The 20,633-nt window shown below is 47.4% G+C and carries 15 protein-coding genes; 6 read left to right on the top strand and 9 right to left on the bottom strand.

Translation table 11 applies throughout. From position 1 onward, the window contains the following. Positions 1 to 78 precede the first annotated feature (78 nt). From B5Z18_RS20205 to B5Z18_RS20225, 5 genes are all read right to left on the bottom strand, one after another. Entirely contained in the window at positions 79 to 3,018 is a 2,940-nt protein-coding gene (locus B5Z18_RS20205) for a M16 family metallopeptidase (RefSeq protein ID WP_079471313.1), read from the bottom strand. 155 nt (positions 3,019 to 3,173) lie between these two features. Next, positions 3,174 to 3,515: a hypothetical protein gene (locus B5Z18_RS32340; protein ID WP_133256135.1), complete on the bottom strand. Its 342-nt coding sequence runs from the start codon at positions 3,513 to 3,515 to the stop codon at positions 3,174 to 3,176. Positions 3,516 to 3,544: 29 nt separating this feature from the next. Further along, a complete protein-coding gene (locus tag B5Z18_RS20215; RefSeq protein WP_079471315.1) occupies positions 3,545 to 4,483 on the bottom strand; it encodes an outer membrane beta-barrel protein in 939 nt (312 codons plus the stop codon). A gap of 19 nt (positions 4,484 to 4,502) precedes the next feature. After that, positions 4,503 to 5,570, bottom strand: a complete 1,068-nt coding sequence (locus B5Z18_RS20220; RefSeq protein WP_079471316.1) for an anti-sigma factor — start codon at positions 5,568 to 5,570, stop codon at positions 4,503 to 4,505. A 23-nt stretch (positions 5,571 to 5,593) separates the two neighbouring features. After that, positions 5,594 to 6,079, bottom strand: a complete 486-nt coding sequence (locus B5Z18_RS20225) for an RNA polymerase sigma factor (RefSeq protein WP_079471317.1) — start codon at positions 6,077 to 6,079, stop codon at positions 5,594 to 5,596. A 382-nt stretch (positions 6,080 to 6,461) separates the two neighbouring features. Here B5Z18_RS20225 and kbl point away from each other — a divergent pair, with 382 nt between their 5' ends. The 4 genes from kbl to B5Z18_RS20245 all read left to right on the top strand — a co-directional run bounded on the left by kbl (position 6,462) and on the right by B5Z18_RS20245 (position 10,601). Next, complete coding sequence (gene kbl / locus B5Z18_RS20230) at positions 6,462 to 7,649, top strand: glycine C-acetyltransferase (protein ID WP_079471318.1); 1,188 nt, start codon at positions 6,462 to 6,464, stop codon at positions 7,647 to 7,649. 169 nt (positions 7,650 to 7,818) lie between these two features. Further along, positions 7,819 to 8,628 (top strand): class D beta-lactamase, encoded by an 810-nt coding sequence (gene blaOXA / locus B5Z18_RS20235; RefSeq protein ID WP_235015969.1) that lies wholly within the window; start codon positions 7,819 to 7,821, stop codon positions 8,626 to 8,628. A 148-nt stretch (positions 8,629 to 8,776) separates the two neighbouring features. Continuing rightward, positions 8,777 to 9,796, top strand: a complete 1,020-nt coding sequence (locus B5Z18_RS20240; RefSeq protein WP_079471319.1) for a VWA domain-containing protein — start codon at positions 8,777 to 8,779, stop codon at positions 9,794 to 9,796. 10 nt (positions 9,797 to 9,806) lie between these two features. Then, positions 9,807 to 10,601: a tetratricopeptide repeat protein gene (locus tag B5Z18_RS20245; protein WP_143313649.1), complete on the top strand. Its 795-nt coding sequence runs from the start codon at positions 9,807 to 9,809 to the stop codon at positions 10,599 to 10,601. A gap of 542 nt (positions 10,602 to 11,143) precedes the next feature. Here B5Z18_RS20245 and B5Z18_RS20250 read toward each other — a convergent pair. The 4 genes from B5Z18_RS20250 to B5Z18_RS20265 all read right to left on the bottom strand — a co-directional run bounded on the left by B5Z18_RS20250 (position 11,144) and on the right by B5Z18_RS20265 (position 17,969). After that, the gene (locus B5Z18_RS20250; protein WP_159454369.1) at positions 11,144 to 12,292 is read right to left on the bottom strand and encodes an efflux RND transporter periplasmic adaptor subunit; all 1,149 of its coding nucleotides are present in this window, start codon (positions 12,290 to 12,292) and stop codon (positions 11,144 to 11,146) included. Positions 12,293 to 12,308: 16 nt separating this feature from the next. Next, on the bottom strand, positions 12,309 to 15,551 hold the full coding sequence (locus B5Z18_RS20255; protein ID WP_079471321.1) for an efflux RND transporter permease subunit: 3,243 nt from the start codon (positions 15,549 to 15,551) through the stop codon (positions 12,309 to 12,311). Between the two features lie 36 nt (positions 15,552 to 15,587). Then, positions 15,588 to 17,003, bottom strand: a complete 1,416-nt coding sequence (locus B5Z18_RS20260) for a TolC family protein (RefSeq protein ID WP_079471322.1) — start codon at positions 17,001 to 17,003, stop codon at positions 15,588 to 15,590. Between the two features lie 102 nt (positions 17,004 to 17,105). Next, complete coding sequence (locus B5Z18_RS20265; protein ID WP_079471323.1) at positions 17,106 to 17,969, bottom strand: helix-turn-helix domain-containing protein; 864 nt, start codon at positions 17,967 to 17,969, stop codon at positions 17,106 to 17,108. Between the two features lie 143 nt (positions 17,970 to 18,112). Between B5Z18_RS20265 and ispG the strand changes: the two genes are divergently transcribed. Both ispG and B5Z18_RS20275 read left to right on the top strand, forming a co-directional pair. Further along, positions 18,113 to 20,074 (top strand): (E)-4-hydroxy-3-methylbut-2-enyl-diphosphate synthase, encoded by a 1,962-nt coding sequence (ispG, locus tag B5Z18_RS20270; RefSeq protein ID WP_079471324.1) that lies wholly within the window; start codon positions 18,113 to 18,115, stop codon positions 20,072 to 20,074. 81 nt (positions 20,075 to 20,155) lie between these two features. After that, positions 20,156 to 20,458 carry a hypothetical protein gene (locus B5Z18_RS20275; RefSeq protein WP_079471325.1) on the top strand — a complete coding sequence of 101 codons (303 nt, stop codon included), beginning with the start codon at positions 20,156 to 20,158 and terminating at the stop codon, positions 20,456 to 20,458. Positions 20,459 to 20,633 lie beyond the last annotated feature (175 nt).

The following is a 20,633-nucleotide window of genomic DNA, read 5'->3' on the forward strand; positions in this document are numbered from 1 at the left end:
GAGATGGGTAGAAAATAGAAAGGCACAAAGCTTTACGCTTTGTGCCTTTCTATCTTACCTGATTTTTTCTTACCGTAATCAGTAGCCGAAAATCTCTTCCAGCGTGAGTTTCTTCACATCGCCATATTTTTTCAGATCGTCCATGCTGATCTTCTTTTCAGAAGCAACAATGCAATAAGTATATGGTTTATGCGCGAGGTTCTCTTCGTGGAACTTCTTCACTTCGTCAAAATTCATTTTGTCGATAGACTCGTACACCTGTTTGCGGATATCCGTATTTAATCCCAGCTTCTGAGCCGCCAGGTAACTGAAAATGATACCATCGTTGGTGATACGTTCTGTTTCAATATCCTGTTTCATGCTTTCCTTGGCGGTTTGCAGCAGTTTATCGGCACGGGGCATATCGTTCAGCAGTTCGTTCATACCTACAATAGCGTCATTCATTTTATCTGCCTGGCTACCTACGTAAGCCACTACAGAATAGCGCTCATCTTTTTTATCAGGAGATGCGTAATAAGCATAGGTAGAATAAGCCAGCGCTTTGGATTCACGGATGGTTTGGAATACTACAGATCCCATACCGCCACCAAAGTAACTGTTGAACAGGGTAACCACACCTGTGTTAGCCGGATTGTATACCGTTGAATTTCTCAGCCAGTTTACTTCTGTCTGTACCATATCATAATCTGCAAACAGCACCTGGTTTTTATCCTGGTTGTCTTTCGCGAATTTCACGGCTTCCGGTGTAGCTTTAAAGGTGGTTGGCAACGGATGCAGTTTTTTCACATCAGCTGCGGCAGTGGCCAGTGGCTGTGGTCCCCAGTAAATGATGGTATGCTTGTAAGTAGGCAGTTCATGTAAAATGGTAACGAGTTCTGATGCGGAAATACCGTCCAGCTCAGCCTGGCTTAACTGGTTGTTAAACGGATTTTTAGCGCCATACATCGCGTAATTTACCACCCCTTTCATAATAGCGCCCTTATTCAGTTTGCTGTCGGAGCGGCCTTTCTGGATACGGCCTTTCAGTGCTGCCAGGGCCTCTTCGTTAGGCTTGCAGTTAGCAATCACATGTTCAAATAAGGTAACGGCCTTATCAAAATTTTCCTGCAAACCACTGATCACGATTGTGGTGTTTTCAGTGGATGCGGATACGCTGAAGTTACAGGCAATGTTATAAAACTCCTTGCTGATCTGCTCAGAGGTATATTTATCCGTGCTCAGGTATTGCAGGTATTGCGCTGCCAGGGCCAGTTTCTTATTGCTCCAGGTACCCATATCGAAACGGTAGTACAGGTGGAAAAGACCGTTGTCTTTGTTCTGCACATACATCATATCGGTGTTGCCCACCGCTGTTTTCTGGATATCTTTCTCATAATCCAGCCATTGTGGTTTTACCGGTGTGGCTGGTATAGCGGCCACCTCCTGCAGGAAAGATGATTGTGCTTCCCTGTTTACTTCTACCGGGGTAATGGCAGGCTTCTCCACTTTTTCGATGTTCTTGTCTTCGCCCTTGCGTTTGTAAATAATTACATAGTTGTCGTTGAGGAATTTATTGGCGTAGTCAACAATCTGTTTTTTGTTAACCGTACCCATATCATCCACATAGGCCACATCGTACACCCAGTTTTTACCCCTGCTCTTGATGAAACCATCCATGAGGGCGGTAGCGCGGTTGTTATTGCTTTCCAGTCCCTGCAGTTCGCTCAGTTTGGCGTTATTAACGATGGCTTTCACCAGGGTTTCATCAAAATCTCCTTTCTTCAGGATCTCCAGTTGACCCAGTAAAAGTGCTTTTACTTCTTCCAGGGTTTGGCCCTGTTTGGCTTTACCACTCAGCGAGAAGATGGAATAGTCTTTCAGGCCCATTACACCGGCACTGGCGTTCAGTACTTTCTGTTGTCTGTTGATATTCAGGTCCATTAAACCTGCTTTACCATTTTCCAGTATAGACGACATTACGCCCAGTACCAGGTTGGATTTGGTATCGAGCGCACCGGGCATTCTGAAGGCGATATCTACGCTTTCAGCATCGGGGCCCAGTACTTCTTTTACTACCGGTGATTTGATTGGGGCTTCCGGAGCAGGCTTGTATTCCTTTACCGGTTTGGCTTTCATGTAACTGAATTTCTGATCGATAGATTTGATCACGTAATCCGGATCAAAATCACCCGCCATTACGATGGCCATGTTGTTTGGCACATAGTATTCGTTGTAGAATTCGCGGATTACTTTCAGGTTTGGATTTTTGAGATGCTCAACGGTACCGATGGTAGATTGCTGACCATAATTATGTGTGGGAAACAGGGCTGCGAGCATCGTTTCGTACACTTTGCGGCCGTCGTTATCCAGTCCGCGGTTCTTTTCCTCGTATACCGCTTCCAGTTCGGTGTGGAACAGGCGGAAAACGGGATCGCGAAAGCGCTCGGCCTGTACGGTCAGGTATTTGTCTATGGCATTGGAAGGAATATCTTCCTCATAGATGGTTTCTTCCACCCAGGTATGCGCGTTGGTACCCTGCGCGCCCATGCCCGACATCATTTTGTCGTATTCATTGGCGATCGCATATTTGGCGGCCACTCCGGAAACGCTGTCTATTTGATGATAAACTGCTTTACGGGCAGCCGGGTCCACTGTTTTATTGTATTTATCATACAAATTGGAGATCTCGTCGATCAGTGGTTTTTCCTTTGCCCAGTTGAGCGAACCATACTTTTCGGTGCCTTTAAACAGGAGGTGTTCCAGGTAATGCGCCAGGCCGGTGTGGTCTTTCGGATCGTTATCGCTACCGGCGCGGGTGCCGATCAGTGTCTGGATGCGGGGATCTTTTTTATTGACACTCAGGATAACTGTGAGGCCGTTTTTCAGTGTGTAGAAACGTGCCTTCATGGGATCATCGGAAACGTACTTATAGGTGTAACCGCCAGCAGTAGCCTCCTTCCATTGATATTTTCCCTGGGCTCCCGCTACTTTCAGCGAGCAGGCAAACAGGAATAGTAATACGACTCTTTTAAGACTCATACAAATAGTTGGTTTTTTGAAATTAGTCTGTCAAATATACCGGAAGTCCAAATTATAAAGCGGGAAAAAAGGGGAGAATTGTATGAGCGGTAGATGCATAGGAGTTGCAACCGGTTGCCGGCCCGGTGATCAACTTAACAAGATAAGGGGTGATCTCAGGGGTTCTGATTATTATAAATGGTATACTTTCCTCTTACAAAAACCTGGTTAAAAAGCAGGGAATCTATGGCCTTGCTGTTATTAACGGTTTGTTTTTTCGCCTTCGGCCGGCTCCTGTTACGGCTAACCGGAACGGCTATGGTATTGGAGGCAGGAACTACCTGGGAAATGTACCTGGCAGCAGGGATGCCGGCTGGTGCAACCGCTAACGGCAACTGCTCTGGCTGATCAATAAGTAAATTGTTTTTTTCGAGTCTAACGCCTAACAAACGTTTCTCACAGGAGTGAATCCATGCAATGCAACCAATACATGTCATCAAAGCAACAAAAGAACGCATAAACACAATTTAGGACTGGCTAATAAATCTTAGAATCCGTTTAACCGGATACCTATTGAAAATGGATATTGTTGTAACCCATAGTCATGTAATGCCGTAAGGGCAAAGTTTGCATACAACTTTACAGGTCCATAGCCCAGTTCACTGGTAAGGCCAAAACGCCACTTGTTGAGATTGAAGTCGTCCGTTTTTCTAACCTTGCCTCTTTCTTCACTAACCTGCTTGGTTCTGGATTTGAGGAGATAACCACCGGAGACACCAAAGCTCGCCTGGAACGCACGGCTCGGGCGGGCAGGGTTAGAATTAAAATTAAGCATTACCGGGATTGATATATATTCGGCAAACAGCTTATTCTTTGAAAATTCTACGGAATCTCTGATTATTTGTGTAGGATAACCCGGCAAATACGTGATGCTCCGGGCATACCTATAGTTATTCATCTCTAATCCTAAAGCATATAACAAGTTAAGTTTGTGTTTTGTTATATTAAGTCGCTGTTGAAACAGCCAAATATTAAAATTAATTGATTTTCCGGTAATTAGCTTAAACTCTGAAGGCGTTAAAGGCTCACTGGCATCCCTGGGAGCAAAGGTGGCAAGCCCTACGGCAGAGTAATCATATGATTTAGACACCGGGGCAGGCGCTCCGTTATAATAAGCGCTGTTATTGGGGTAATAATTTATAAAGCTGGCGCCGTTATAGTCGCTGTGATCAATATAGTTGTTGAATCCCAGGTCAAAAACGAACCATTTGGTCTGCAGGTTCTTTTTGAGCTTCTGGCGTGCATAGGCGGTATCGTTATAGAACTTATAACTGGTACGACCCTTATCATTCTTGCCTTTGATAATGATCAATCCTTTGATCTGTATGGTGTCCGGTGGTGCCGGTGTGTTTTTATCTGCCTTTTGCGCATGAGCCCATCCGCCACATAATACCAGTAACAAAATGAGTAAAAATTTATGCTTCATATGCTATGACCATGATTTATTATTTATTCCTTTTACGGGAAAAAAACTTCGCAACATTGGTTACCTTATCTAAAATCCGGCTGTCGCTGCCACTAACGGACATGATCAGCTCACCGGGAGCGCCGGGCTGTTCGGTTACAGGGACTATCTTATTATTTAAATGATCGTTTGTTTTGGGCGTATTTGCTGCTGCCAGTACCGTTTCCTTATTCACTTCCGGGCGAACGGCCGCAATATGGGCATTACCCGCCTGTTGCAGGTGCTCTTCCACTACTTCGCTCATAGAGTTGCGCTGTGGAGGCAACTGGGAAATAACCGGCGCCTCTGTTTTGGGGGCATCTGCGGCTGCCAGTACGGGTTCATTTACCGGGGTGGCAGCGGGTTTGCTGTTGCGCGGCGTCACCGCCTTACGGCTCTTAGCCAGTAACGGCTGATTGGTACGCGGTGTAACGGCAGGTACTTCCACTGTTGCGGTTGCAGATTGATCTGCCGTAGCAGGGGTAGTTATAGCAGGAGCAACGGCCGGTGCCGGTACGGTGGCAGCCGGTGGCGTGTTTACTGCAATAGCTGGTTTTTGTGCCGGTTGATCACCTGCCGGTAATAACCAGATAAACAGGCCCGCTACTACCGCGGCGGCGGCAGCTCCCCATATCATACGGCGGTACACCGGGGCAACCCGGCGTTTGCTGCTTCTGTACAGGGATGCTTTATCAGTAAATACCAAAGTAGTATCGGGCGTGAGCTTGGTGGCCTGCAATAAGGCCAGTTCGCGCTGCGCAGCCGGGTGTTGCTGCAGGTATTCCTGCAAAGTGGCTTCTTCAGCGGCCGTCAGCTCGCCGTCGATATAACCCAGCATTAATACTTCGTAATCAACAGCCGCTGTTTTATATAAAGCAGCTTTATTATCAAAAACAACGTGTGTATCCGGCGTCAGTTTTGTTCCTTCCAGCAATTCCAGCTCCTGGCGGAACTGGGGATGCTTCTGCAGGAAAAGTTCCAGCGCGGCCTGTTCTGTCTCATTCAGCTCACCGTCAATGTAGCTGAGGAGATAGGACTCGTAGTTTGATATGTTAATTTCTATCGACAAAAATCTAATTTATTACAAAAATATTATATAACATTCTCCATTTTTACCAGGTAATTCTTCAGATGTATCCTGGCCCTGTGCAGGTAAACCTTTACCTGGGAAGGATTCAGCTCCATCATTTCTCCTATTTCCTCGTAGGAATATCCTTCATAGTCTTTGAGCATAATTAAGGAGCGCTGTACTTCACTGAGTTTGGATAATGCCTTTTCTATCACTTCCTTCGCGTTATGTATCTTATGATCCGAAACTTTATCCTCGTCTTTAAACTGGTCTACAAGTGTGATCCGCTTTACCTTACGTACATGATCGATCATATTGTGGTAACCAACTGTAAACAGGTATGACTTAGCCTTTTCAAAAGGCACATCCTGGCAGTGTTTCCACAATATCTCGAATGAATTCTGTACTACGTCCCTGGCGTCTTCCGCATGCTCCAGATTCTTTACTATAAAGCGGAATAAATTGTCCGAATACAGATCCACGCATTTATTGTACTCCTTTTCCGTCATTCCGGTGGTGCGGGATTTTAGTGCTAAGTTCCGACAAATACTTTAATACCCATCATTGACCAAATCCATATTTGTTACCCACACCTACTCTAAAGCTGGTTCATTTATCCCGCACAGTTGTAGTAACAGTTCCTTTCAAACTGAGCATCAACCTCTTATCAAGTATGCTCTTTCAGCATCTTTTAACAAAGGGATGAATTATCAGTTTTCCACTTCATGGTATTAATAATCATGATAGTACTATGACGGAGGGCGGCGGGCAAATGTTACACCTGGGTCAAACTTTTTGCATATCCGGCCGATACTGATTTACGCGATAAATAATCGTAATACATTTATTGCCCATAACTTTGGTAGATCCACTTTAAATATTGCAATTTTTATGAATGAGAAGTTTATAACCCGTTTACGGGAGGAACTCGGCGATATCAATAAAGCCGGCCTGTACAAGAGAGAGCGCATTATTACATCTGAGCAGGGAGCTGAAATACAGGTGGGTGGCGAAACAGTACTTAATTTTTGTGCTAATAACTACCTGGGCCTGTCGTCTCATCCTGCAGTGGTGAAAGCTGCCAAAGATGCAATTGATACCCACGGCTATGGCATGAGCAGTGTTCGCTTTATCTGCGGCACACAGGATATTCACCGGGAACTGGAAGAAAAGATCTCCAAATTCCTGGGTACAGAAGATACTATTTTATACGTAGCGGCCTTTGACGCCAATGGTGGCGTATTTGAGCCCTTGTTCAATGAACAGGACGCCATCATTTCTGATGCCCTGAACCACGCCTCCATTATCGATGGCGTTCGTCTCTGCAAGGCACAGCGCTTCCGCTACGAACATAACAATATGGCCGACCTGGAGGCAAAACTGCAGGAAGCCAAAGACTGCCGCAGCCGGATCATTGTTACAGACGGCTCATTCAGCATGGATGGCACCATTGCCCAGCTGGATAAGATCTGCGACCTGGCCGATAAATACAACGCCATCGTAATGTCCGACGAAAGCCATTCCTCCGGATTCCTGGGCAAAACCGGTCGCGGTACCCATGAATACCGTGGCGTAATGGGCCGCGTAGATATCATCACCGGCACCCTCGGTAAAGCACTGGGCGGCGCCTCCGGCGGATTCACCAGCGGACCAAAAGAAGTGATCGACATCCTGCGCCAGCGCAGCCGTCCTTACCTGTTTTCCAACTCCGTGGCACCCAGCATCGTAGGCGCTTCCATCGCCGTACTGGATATGCTGAGCGAAACCACCACCCTGCGCGACAAGCTGGAATACAATACCAAATACTTCCGCAGCAAAATGACGGAAGCCGGATTTGACATCAAACCGGGCGACCACCCGATTGTTCCGGTAATGCTTTATGATGCGGTATTGAGCGCCCAATTTGCCGATAAACTGCTCCAGGAAGGCATCTACGTTATCGGATTCTTCTTCCCCGTGGTACCGAAAGGCCAGGCCCGCATCCGCGTACAGCTGAGCGCCGGCCACGAACAGGAACACCTCGACAGGGCCATTGCCGCCTTTACCAAAGTAGGTAAGGAACTGGGCGTGATAAAATAAGATTTGCTACCGTACCCGGTGCATAAAGACTGAGTATGATTAAATAAGACTGCGGGTTAGTGGGGAGATAGACGCCGGAATAATCACGGTTGCTATCTCCCTGCTAACCCGTAATCGTTTTTCTTACGCCGTAATTCTTACTTTTGCACCTCATAACTACTCAATCATTATGCAGATGAAACGATTTGGCTGGATATTGCTGGCGGTTGGCCTGTTCCTCGCTGCCTGCGCACCAAATAATGTAAAAGAAGAACAAGACTGGGAAAAGTATTTTGCCGAATACAAAGTAGAAGGCACTTTCATGTTATTCAACAACAGCCAGGGCGTCTTTAAAGTATATAACCTCGACAGGGCCAAGAAACGCTTTCAGCCTGCATCTACCTTCAAAATATTCAACTCCCTCGTGGGCCTGCATACCGGCGTCATTAAAGATACCAGCATGGTAATCCGCTGGGACAGCGTAACCCGCCAGTTCCCTGCATGGAACCAGGACCTCAGCATGGCCCAGGCATTTAAAGAGTCGGCAGTGCCTTACTTCCAGGAAGTGGCGCGGCGTATCGGTCAGCCAACCATGCAGCTGTGGCTCGATTCCATTAAGTATGGTAATATGAAAATCAGCCGCCTGGATACCTTCTGGCTGGATAATTCCCTGCTCATTTCCCCGGATGAGGAACTGGGCTTTGTAAAGAAACTTTACTTCGACCAGCTGCCTTTTGCCAAAACAACCATGAAAACCGTACGGGATGTAATGCTCATGGAAAAAACACCGAAGTATGAGCTGTCTTACAAAACAGGATGGGACTATAACGATGTAAAAAAATTAGGATGGGTAGTGGGATGGATCGAAGAAAACAGGCACCCTACTTTTTTTGTGCTGAATATTGAAACAGAAGATCCTAAAGTAGATATTCCTAAAGTACGCATGGCCATCCTGAGAAGCATCCTTACAGATGCCGGTTACTTTAAAGGCGAAATGTAGTAATTCGCCTTTTCCGGCTCCGCCAACTCTCCGGGATCGTTAAAAAAACGATAAAACCCCACCCCTACGGCTTGCAATACGTGACAAAAAAATTATTTTTGATATCTTACCTGGTTTACTACCGGTAACGGATATCTTAAAATCGAATATGTTACGATTTCAGCATAGTGAATATTTATGGGCACTGGTGCTCCTGTTGGTTTTACAGGTGGCCTTCCTGGGCGTGTCCTGGTGGAAACGCCGCTCTATACGCCGCATCGGGGACAAGGCACTGGTAGAAAAGCTCTTTACCGGCTACTCCCGCAAACTGTTTATATTAAAGTTCCTGCTTATTTTCCTGGCCTTCTTCTTTGGCGTAGTGGGATTAGCCAACCTGCAGAAAGGCAGCCGCATGGAAAAGATCACCCGTAAAGGCGTGGATGTGATGATAGCGCTGGATGTAAGTAAAAGTATGCTGGCTACCGATGTGCAGCCGGACCGTCTTACCCGCGCCCGGCAGCTGATCAGTAAACTGATGGACAAGCTGGATAATGACCGCGTGGGTCTTGTAGTATTTGCCGGTAACGCTTACCTGCAAATGCCCCTCACCGTTGATTATTCTGCCGCCAAAATGTATCTCAGCACCGTATCCCCGGATATGATCCCAACACAGGGTACCGCCATTGGACAGGCAATACAGGTATCTGACGATGCTTTCAACAAAAAAGAACGTAAACATAAAGCCCTCATCATTATTTCCGATGGGGAAGATCACGATGAAACCGCTATCCAGCGCACCAAAGCCGCTTTTGAAAACGGCGCCGTTACCAACACCATCGGTATCGGTTCAGTAGCAGGTTCTCCCCTGCCCGACCCCGAAACCGGTAGCTATAAAAAAGACAGGGAAGGCAATACCGTTATTTCCAAACTGAATGAAGCAGAGTTGAGAAGCATTGCCGCCGCGGGTAAAGGCATTTATCAGCACCTGGATAACAACACAGACGATGTAGTGAATACCCTCGTAAGTAAAATAGATGGCATGGAGCAGAAAGAATTTGGAGAGAACGTATTCACAGATTATAACAGCTATTTTCAGTATTTCCTGGGCGTATGCCTGGCACTGCTGCTGATTGAATTTTTTATTCCTGAAGTCCGCCACAAGCGCACTCCTGAATCACCGGCAGTTTAATTCATTACTCATGAAAATCATTTTTATAAAATACTGTTTCCTTGTTGCGGCAGTGATGCTCGTGAGCCATACCGGATTCGCGCAGAACGGCTCCAATAAGTATATCCGCAAAGGCAACGAACTGTACAAAAAACAACAATACACCGATGCGGAAGCCAATTACAAAAAAGCACTGGAACAAAATGCCCAATCTGCCGAAGGCAGTTATAACCTCGGCAATTCCCTCTATCAGCAAAAACGTTACGACGACGCACGCGCGCAATATGCCAACAGCCTGAAACTGGGTGGCAAACCAGCCATCAAATCAGACGCAGACTATAATATCGGCAACACCTTCATGGAAGGCAAAAAATGGGAAGAAAGTATCAAATCCTACAAACAGGCATTGAAAATCAATCCCTCCGATGAAGATGCCCGGTATAACCTCGCCTACGCCCAGGCCATGCTGAAAAAACAACAGCAAGGCGGCGGTGGTAATGACAAAAAAGATAACAAAGACAAGGACAAGAATAAAGACAAGAACAAAAACGACCAGAATAAAGACAAAAATAAAGATCAGAACAAAGACCAGCAGGATAAAGACAAGGATCAAAACAAAGACCAGAAAAAGGATCAACAGAATAAAGACCAGGACAAAGGCGACAAAGACAAGCAGGATCAGCAGAAGCCTGAACCTCAACCCAGCAAGATGAGCAAGCAGGAAGCCGAACGCCTGTTACAGGCTTTATCACAGGAAGAAAAGAAGCTACAGGACAAAGCAAAGAAAGTAAAAGGCCAGATAGTACCGAAAGAAAAAGACTGGTAGTATTTTCATCCTCCACATATCACACATCCCAAAGCAGGCTCATCCTGCTTTGGGATGTTTTATTTAGGGGGCCTGAGGAGACATAGTGCATGGGGAGTGCATGAGGAGTGCATTAATAGTGCATGAGGAGTGCATGCTAACTGTATGGATAGTGCATGGATGATCCATGATATACGCAGGTCCGAAGTATTGGAGAAGCATCCGGGAAGTAATACCGGCATTACCGGGAATATATCTTAATCATCTCCCTAAAAAATAAAAAACCGGAATAGGAATATTCCGGCCGTTTTACCTAAACCTACAATTGCTACGCGGCGTAACAATTCTCTTTCGTGTTTTAAAGCAACAGCGCCCCCTGTACGGAAGCGCTGTATTGCCTGATTCATCAGGGAAGTATGTTTGCCTGCTACCCGTCACTCTTTACCTTGCCGAATACAGTTCGTTAAATGATTCTTCTGTTCGTTGATTCTTCTGCTTTTCTGATGATTCCTGATCCAGTTGATTCCTTTTCCTGCAAACACCTTCCCACCTTTAAACACACATTATTTTGCAACCGCTGTTAACGGCGTTCCTTCTTTTATTTCATCACTGCCGTTCTGCACCAGCTGGTCGTTGTCGGATAAATCACCGAATACTTCCACCTGCCCGTTGGATTCATTCCCGCATTTCACCGGGATCCACACCGCTTTATTGTTCACGGCCTTGATCACAAATACTTTCTCTGAATTGCTGATGATGGCGGATTTAGGCACGATGTACACATCTTTTTTACCTGGCATCGGCATCTGTACTTCTGCATACATACCCGGAAGCAGGCGGGCTGTTTTGTTGGCCACATCCATTTCCAGTATTTCAGAACGCAGCTTCACATCCAGGCTACCGGCAATACGGTTCACCTTCGCGGTAAAAGTATCTCCAGGCAGGGATTTCACGGTAAAGCGCACATGGCTGGCATGATGCGCATCATCAGTATAAATTTCAGGTACGGCCACGGATAAACGCAGTTTCTGCTGTTCTTCCAAACGGAACAATGGCTTATCGGAGCCTTTACCCGCAGGGCCTACATATGTGCCCGGATGCACATTACGCTGGCTGATCACGCCGCTGAACGGCGCGCGGATCACCAGGTAGCCCAGCATTTGCTGTACTTCATGGTAAGAAGAACGGGAGGATAACAACTCGGCGCTATCGGCGCTCATTTTCTCAAACGCCATATCCAGGTCGTTGGGAGAAATGGTACCGGGTACTTTACTGGTTTTAAGCAAACGTTCGTAAGTAGCGCGGCTGGCGCGGAACATGGCTTCTTTTGTATGAAGCCTGGACTGCGCTTCCAGCAACTGTGTATTCATTTCCGGCGCATCCAGTGTAGCCAGCACCTGGCCGGCAGTTACCTGGCTGCCCAGGTCTACATTCACATTTTTCACATAGCTGTTCACCTTTGCATAGAGATCGGCAAACTGAAACGGCTTTATTTCTCCGGGTAATTTCAGGGAAGCATCCAACTGGCTTTTCTGCAGGTGAATAATTTTCACCTGAACGCGCCCGTCTTCTTTTTCATTTTCATCGTCTGCCCGGGAACTGTGGCAGGCGGTGAAAAACAAACCGATGGGCAATAATGCAGCAGCCGCCATGACCCGATACGACAGGCTGTATTTATTTATATTCATGATATTGATATGTCGTTTAGTCATTATAGTTATACTTGAATTAAACACGCGCCGCCCCCGGAACATAATACTGGCTGTTTTCATCTTCAGGGTCCAGTGATACGGATTTCACGGTCGACTTTTGCTGTACCCAGGCGAAGATCAGCGGTAAAATAAACAGGGAGGCAAAAGTGCTGGCTATCAACCCGCCAATTACAGCGCGGCCCAGTGGCGCTGTTTGATCACCCGCTTCACCCAGCCCCGATGCCATCGGGATCATACCTGCCACCATGGCGATGCTCGTCATCAGGATAGGACGCAAACGGATAGAAGTGCCTTCCAGTGCGGATCTGCGGGAATCATGATTTTCCAGCCGCAGCTTCTCTGCATTGGTGATCAGCAGGATCGCATTGGCTACCGATACGCCCACCGACATAATGATCCCCATATACGACTGCAGGTTGAGCGTAGATCCGGTAATGAGCAACATAATCAGCGATCCTGCCAGCACCGCAGGAATAGTAGACACAACTACCAGCGCTACTTTGAACGACTGGAAATTAGCCGCCAGCAACAACAGGATCACGATAATGGCTACCAGCAATCCCGACTGTAAACTATCCAGCGTTTCATTCAGCAGGTTCATCAAACCACGTTTCTCTACAGTAATACCACGCGGCGGTTCGCCGGCGCGTTTAATAGCTGCTGCCACCGCGGCGGAAGCGTTACCAAGATCTTTCTTATGGATATTGGCGCCAATGGATACAATCCTCACTGCACCGATACGGTCATACTCTCCTACCACGGTATCCGGCTGTAACGTAGCCACATCCCCCAGTGAAGGCCGCGTATTGTTTTTACTGATGGGAATTGCGGCCATATCGTTGATGCTCGACATTTCATTTTCCGGTACGGAGATCTGTACAAAATAAGACGTGGCATTCTTCTCGTCCAGCCAGTTGTTCTTTTCTGTAAAACGGCTGGAGGAAGTGGAAGCCGTAAGAGATTTAGCAATATCTGTAATGCTTACGCCCAGCTGCCCGGCCCTTTCCCGGTCGATGTTTACACGGATAGCCGGGTAATCCATCGGCTGATTGATCTGCACATCGCGCAGGTAAGGGATCTTCTTCATTTCTGCCAATACCTTTTTCGCATAGGGCACACTTTCTTTCAGGTTTTTACCCATGATGGCAATTTCAATCGGCGTGGAAGCGCCCTGGCTCATTACCTTATCCGTAAGATCTATCGGCTCAAAGCTCATCTTTACTTCCGGCATTTGTTCGTGGATCCGCTTACGCAGCTTCTCTTTGAACTCGTCCATATTGATTTTAAAATCTTCTTTCATGTTCACCTGCAATACGGCTTCATTAGGCGTAGCCATAAACAGGTAAATGGGGTTGGTAGAATAGGACGATGGATGAGTACCGATGAAGGAAGAAGTGATGTCGATGTTTTTGGCGCCGACTACTTCCTTCAGAATTTCCGTCGATTTAATAAGCATGGTTTCCGTCCGTTCGAGGCGTGTTCCTGTGGGCTCTTTCAGCCTTAGCTGGAACTGGCCGTTATTCAGTTTAGGCAAAATATCACGGCCAATAATGCTCATACACAGTGCTACTATACCAATTACCCCAATAAAGTAAGCGCCAATCACCAGTTTCCGTCTTTTCAGCAGCGTTTCCAGCCAGCCGATAAAGCGCAGCTTAAAGCGATCGAAGCCGGAAATAGTTTTGGCGTGTTGTTTTTCATCTGCAATTTCTGTTTCAATATACCCGGCTGTTTTATGTGCATCGTTGCTATGCACATGCGGGTGGCCATGATGCTTGAATTTGTTGGCGTCCAGCATCCAGTTGGCGAGGATAGGCACCAGCGTTTGCGACAGCAGGTAAGACGCAATCATGGAAAAACCAATAGCCAGCGACAGCGGCATAAACATCGCACGGGGCACGCCTTTCATGGTAAAGGAAGGCGCAAATACCGCGAGGATACACAACAGGATCAGGAGTTTCGGGAAAGCAATTTCCTGGCACGCATGCCAGATCGCCTGTGCTTTTGGCTTACCCATTTCCAGGTGCTGGTGGATGTTTTCAATGGTCACGGTGGATTCATCTACCAGGATACCAATGGCCAGCGCCAGGCCGCTCAGCGTCATGATGTTGATGGTTTGCCCGAACAGTTTCAGCAACATCACTCCAATGATAATAGATACCGGGATGGTGATGATTACAATATACGCGCTGCGCCGGTCGCCGAGGAACAGCAACACCATCAGCGCGGTGAGTACAGCGCCTATCACGCCTTCACTGATAAGGCTTTTCACGGCATTGATCACATATACGCTCTGGTCAAACACAAAAGAAATCTTTACATCTTCCGGTAATAATTTCTGGATATTGGGTAATGCTGCTTTCAGGTTATTTACTACCGTCCAGGTGGAAGCATCTGCTGTTTTTATAATAGGGAGATATACAGAGCGTTTTCCATTGATCACTGCATAGCTACTGGTTACGTCTGCCGCATCTTCTACCTTCGCCACATCTCTCACAAATACGGTAGGGCCATCTCCCATTACCAGCGGAATGTTTTCAAATTCCTTCACAGTGCGTATCACGGTGTTGGCGGGTGTGAGATAGGTGATATCGCCGATACGCACGTTACCGGCCGGTGATATCTGGTTATTATCTTTGATGGCGGCTACAACCTGGTCGGCCGAAAGATGGTGACTGCGCATCAGTTCAGGATCTACATGGATCACAATGGTGCGGGAGTTCCCGCCAAAAGGCGCCGGTGAAGTAAGACCGGCAATCCGGCTGAACGATGGCCGTACAATGGTCATAGCCAGATCCTGCAATTCGTTGTTGGTGCGCGTAGGACTGCTCAGTGCCAGCTGGCCGATCGGTAAAGTAGATGCGTCGAAGCGGATAATAAAAGGAGGCTGCGTACCTGCCGGCATCGAGGAAAATGCACGGTTGGCCATCGCTGTTACTTCCGCCGCGGCCTGCGCCATGTTTGTCCCTTCGTAAAAAGAGATCTTGATCATGGTAAGACCCTGGATATTTTTAGCCTCAATATCTTTTACACCTGTCACATACAGGAAGAGGTTCTGGTAGTTGGTGGCAATAAAGCCTTCCATCTGCTGCGGCGACATACCACCGTAAGGTTGTGATACGTATATAGCCGGCAGGTTAAGATCCGGGAAGATATCTATTTTAATATCCCGCGTTGCTTGAATACCAAAAAACAATAGTCCCATCACTACTACAATGATGGCTATCGGTTTTTGTAATGCGGTTCTGATCAGGTTCATACAATTATATTCAGGAAGTGAATACCTTCCGGTTAATTACAGTTGATTCAAAAACAGTTGCAGATCCCCTACGGTAGCGGATTTATACAGTATCGCCTGCCACACGCCATTGTACGCAATATCCCGGTCTGTTTCCGCGCGGTTAATGTTATACAGCGCCTGGGCCAGGTCGGCGATATTAGACAACCCGTTTTCATACAAGGTACTTTTCTGCAGAAAGGCGTCGCTGGCGGCTTTCAGGCCGGTAGGCGCTTCCCGGTATTTCTTCACTGCATTGTCTATCTGTTGTTCCGACAGCTGCAGCTGATGTTGCAAGCGGCTGTAGGTTTGATTGTATTCATTCTTCAATCCTTCAGTAGTATAGTGCTGACGCGCTACCTGTGAGTGCGTACGCCACAGGTCAGTAACCGTCCAGGAAAGATTGAGGCCCACGAGATAATTGGACACCTGCGGTTTCACGCCCGACCAGTATGCCTGGCTGTAGTGGCTGAGATTAGCGGCGCTGTAGTCGTAGTCAAAACCGGAACCGCGCGTTTGCATCACGCCCATAAAAGACAGGCGGGGCATCGCGTTTTTGCTGATCAGCTTTTGATTGGCATCGCTTAATGTTACGCGGGAGCTGAACAATTTTAGCAGCGGCTGATTTTTCAGTGATACAGAATCCTGTGCAGATACGGTTTCCAGCAGCTGGTTGGGTATTTTAGTAACAAAGGTGGTGTCCAGTGTAAAGTCCTGCGGTGGTACGTCCATCATTTCCGCCAGTTTATTGCTCTGTGCGTTTTCGTAGTTCACAGCATCTACTAGTGTCAGTTTTGCTTTGGATACTTCTGCGTTGGCGATGGAGCTGTCTACCCCGGCACTGAGTCCGTTCAATGCGCGGGAAACGATGATATGCTGCAGGTCCTGCGCGCGTTTCAGGTTGGACTCCATAGAACCCCGCAGGCGCTGTGCAGCCAGGAGGTTCAGATAAGCACCGGCGATGCGTACCTGTTGTTCAAACTTTTCCTGTTCCAGGTCGGCCTGGTTGGTGTACAATTGTTCTTTCGCGGCCTGTACTTTTGCGTGCTGGCGGCCAAAGGTTACTACGTCCCAGCTGATATTAGCCAGGTACAATCCGCCGAAGGCGGCATTCCAGTTCTGTGATGGCAGAACGGGTCCGGAAGCGCCGGTAGTCCAGCCTTTGTATCCCCACATAGGTCCATTTTCACCATTCACGGTACCATAACTATTTTGAGCGGCAAGGTTCAGATCAGGTAAGTATTCTCTTTTTACTGCGCTGATATTTGCGGTAGCTGCTTTAGCATAGTTTTCTTTTGCCTTGATGGACTGGTAATTTTTCAATCCTGTTTGTAGTGCTTCCTGTAAGGTGAGCGGGCGGGTTTGACCCATCACGGCCGCCGAACAGCAGCCTGCTGCAATAACCAGCAGGCAAAGCGGTTTCCAGATGTTCATATATTAATCTATAGCGTCTGATAAAAGCCGGCTGATGCGGGCTATGCAAATATAGACAGGGGTAAGCGGCGGGTGTTAGGACAAATCAGCTATTGACTTGTACTATTTGAACATCATGTCCCGGAAATCCTGGGGAGAGATGCCGGTATTATTCTTAAAAAAACGGCTAAAGTAAGCAGGGTCCTCGAATCCAAGCTCATAGCAGATCTCCTTGACACTTTTGTGACTGAAGGCCAGATTTCGTTTTGATTCGAGTATAATCCGGTCGTGTAATAATTCGGTAACGGTACGGCCGGTGGTTTCTTTGGTGATTTCGTTCAGTCTTTTAGGGGTGAGGGCAAAGGCGCCAGCATAAAAGGCTACCTGGTGTTCTGTGCGGTAGTGCTGTTCCAGCAGTCGTCGCAGCTGTACTACACGGCCATCGTGAGCCAGCGGCATCATGGTTTCCGCGGCATTGCGTTTCTTTTCCCGTTCTATCAGCAACAGGAAGGCATTCAGATAATGTTTCACAATGCCCCGGCTGCAGGCAGGCGCGCAGGATTTCTCCCTGCTCATCAGTTGTATCAATCCCAGGAGAGACTCCGAGGTATGGCCGCTGGTACTGATGGGCCCGTATCCGTGCCAGTTATCGAAAAGCGAAGTAAAATCGTAGAGGGTTTCCTTATCGTGTTTATTAGTAAAGTAAAATTGCTCTGTGAAATACAGAAAATACCCTTCCCGCTCACAATCCAGCTGATGTACCTGTCCGGGACGAAGCAGGAAAATCATGTCATCTTCCACATCATACCACACGAAATCCACCATGTGCCTGCCTTTCCCTTTGGTAATCCATATAATCTGAAAATGATCATGACGGTGCGGCTGATCGGTTAGTTCATTGCGGAACACGCCCAGGGAAGCTACATTAAACTGCCCGGAAAAGGGCAATTGCTGGTAAGGTATATCTATGCTTTTATTCAGTAACATAAAGTAGGTCAAAAATAAAGCTTTATCCCCTATTTAGATAGCCCTGCGCCCGCCGTTCGTGGAATTTAATGTAGCTTTAAGTTGCGGTTCAATAATACCACAGGTTTACTAACTTTGCTTCCGCAGGAAAACAAAAACTACGTATGCAGCTTTATTGCAACTCTCTGACAGAATACAAACGACTGGCCACTCTGGAAGTAAAGGTGGGAGATCTTATCATCGGAAATTTTAACCCGGTCCGCATTCAAACCATGACCACCACCGATACCCTGGATACCGCTGCTACCGTGGCGCAAACCATCCGTTGTATTGAAGCCGGTGCTGAACTGGTACGCATCACCGCCCCCAGTAAAAAGGAGGCCGATAACCTGCTGGTCATTAAAAACGAATTACGTAAACAGGGTTATACCACTCCCCTCGTTGCAGATATCCATTTTACGCCCAATGCGGCCGAAATAGCGGCCCGCATCGTGGAAAAAGTACGGGTGAACCCGGGGAATTATGTAGATAAAAAGAAATTTGAACAAATCGACTATACCGACAGCGAATACCTGGAAGAAATAGACCGCATCCGCGAACGCTTTTCCCCGCTGGTAAAAATCTGTAAAGAGTATGGTACCGCCATGCGCATAGGAACCAACCATGGCTCCCTCAGCGACCGTATCATGAGCCGCTATGGCGATACGCCGATGGGTATGGTGGAAAGTGCAATGGAGTTTTTACGTATTGCGGAAGACCTGCAATACCGCAATATTGTGCTGAGCATGAAAGCCAGTAACCCACAGGTAATGGTACAGGCATACCGCCTGCTGGTACAAACCATGGAACAGGAACTGGGCCACTGCTACCCGCTGCACCTGGGCGTTACAGAAGCCGGCGACGGAGAAGATGGCCGTATTAAATCTGCCATCGGCATCGGCACCCTCCTGGAAGATGGCGTAGGTGATACCATCCGCGTTTCCCTCACAGAAGATCCTGAATTTGAACTCCCGGTTTGTAAGGATATTGTGAAAAGATATACTAACCGTAACGACTATACGGCTATTCCGCCGGTAACCACTATTCCCTACTCTCCTTTTGAATACAAACGCCGCGAAAGCGCGCCTGTGGAGAACATCGGCGAAAAGCAGGTACCAGTGGTAGTGGCAGATTTCAGCGACAACAACAGCTTGCAGCCTGCCGATCTGAATGCCATCGGTTATACTTACGATGAGCCCAGCGATAAATGGAATATCGGGGATGCCGCAGCAGATTATATCTACACCGGCAAACAGTTACCTGCCTTTGGTCTTCCCGGCACACTGCGCGTTGTAATAGATGCAGAATACTGGCAGAGCATAGCCGACAAACAGGAACTGGTACCTTACTTTGATGCCCGCCATTATGTAACGGCCTGCGAACAAAATGAAACCGGCCGGATCAACTTTGTACAATTCGACTGCAATCACCTGGATACAGAACACCATGAACAACTGCTGCTGCAACTGGCTAACCCGGCTACAGCAGCCAGCACTGTACTGGTGGCCACGGCTTCCGGCAGCAATGCGATGGCGGCTATCAGGCGCCTGTTCATCTTACTGCTCAACAAAAATATTACAGTACCTGTCATTATCCATAGTATCAGTAATCAGCCTTCGGCAGATGAACACCTGATCCACCATGCCACGGAAGCCGGCGCACTGTTGCTCGATGGCTTCGGCGATGGATTATGGTTAAGTAACCAGCCCACACAACCCGGTCAGCATACCACGCTGAACAACATTTCCTTTGGCATCCTGCAGGCAACACGTACCCGCATCTCCAAAACAGAATATATCTCCTGCCCGTCGTGCGGCCGCACCCTGTTCGACCTCCAGGAAACCACCGCCCGCATCCGCGCCGTTACCCATCACCTGAAAGGCGTGAAAATTGCCATCATGGGTTGTATTGTAAACGGTCCCGGCGAAATGGCCGACGCCGACTTTGGCTATGTGGGCAGCGGCGTAGGCAAAATTACGCTCTACCGCGGTAAGGAAATTGTGAAACGTGGCCTCAACAGCGATGTTGCCGTAAACGAACTGATAAACCTGATCCGTGAAAATGGTATGTGGGTGGAAAAAAACTGATTATTAAATCTGGCTTAAAAACAGCGACAGCGGATACAGCAATGCCGGAAAAAGCTTAATTTTTCGTAAAACATATTTGATATGAAAAAGTTCCTCACCGGATTGTTGGCCATGTTTATGGGTTTAACCGTAGCAATGGCTCAAACACCCGCCACCGCTAAAAAAGAAGCAAAACCAAAAACAGAAAAGAAAGCAGAAAAAGCAACACCCGCTACTCCTGCTACTCCCGCTGCCACTACTAAAACAAAGAAAGACGGCACACCGGATAAACGCTATAAAGAAAATAAAACAGCCGCAGCTCCTGCAGGACCAACTAAAAAAGACGGAACGCCTGACATGCGCTACAAATCAAACAACAAAAGCGCAGGTAAGAAAAAAGCATAACCGCTACCTGTTGTTACTGAATAATAATTTTAAGCAACCCCGTACAAGTCAATACTGTACGGGGTTTTCTTTTTCCGTTATATTTTTCTACATTTATCGTTTTACTTTTTTTATATAGATGTCAATAACGATTGGTTATCACTGATAGTTATTAGTTATTTGACTTCGCTCCGGT

The sequence above is a fragment of the Chitinophaga ginsengisegetis genome, assembly GCF_900168065.1.
GTDB lineage: Bacteria > Bacteroidota > Bacteroidia > Chitinophagales > Chitinophagaceae > Chitinophaga > Chitinophaga ginsengisegetis.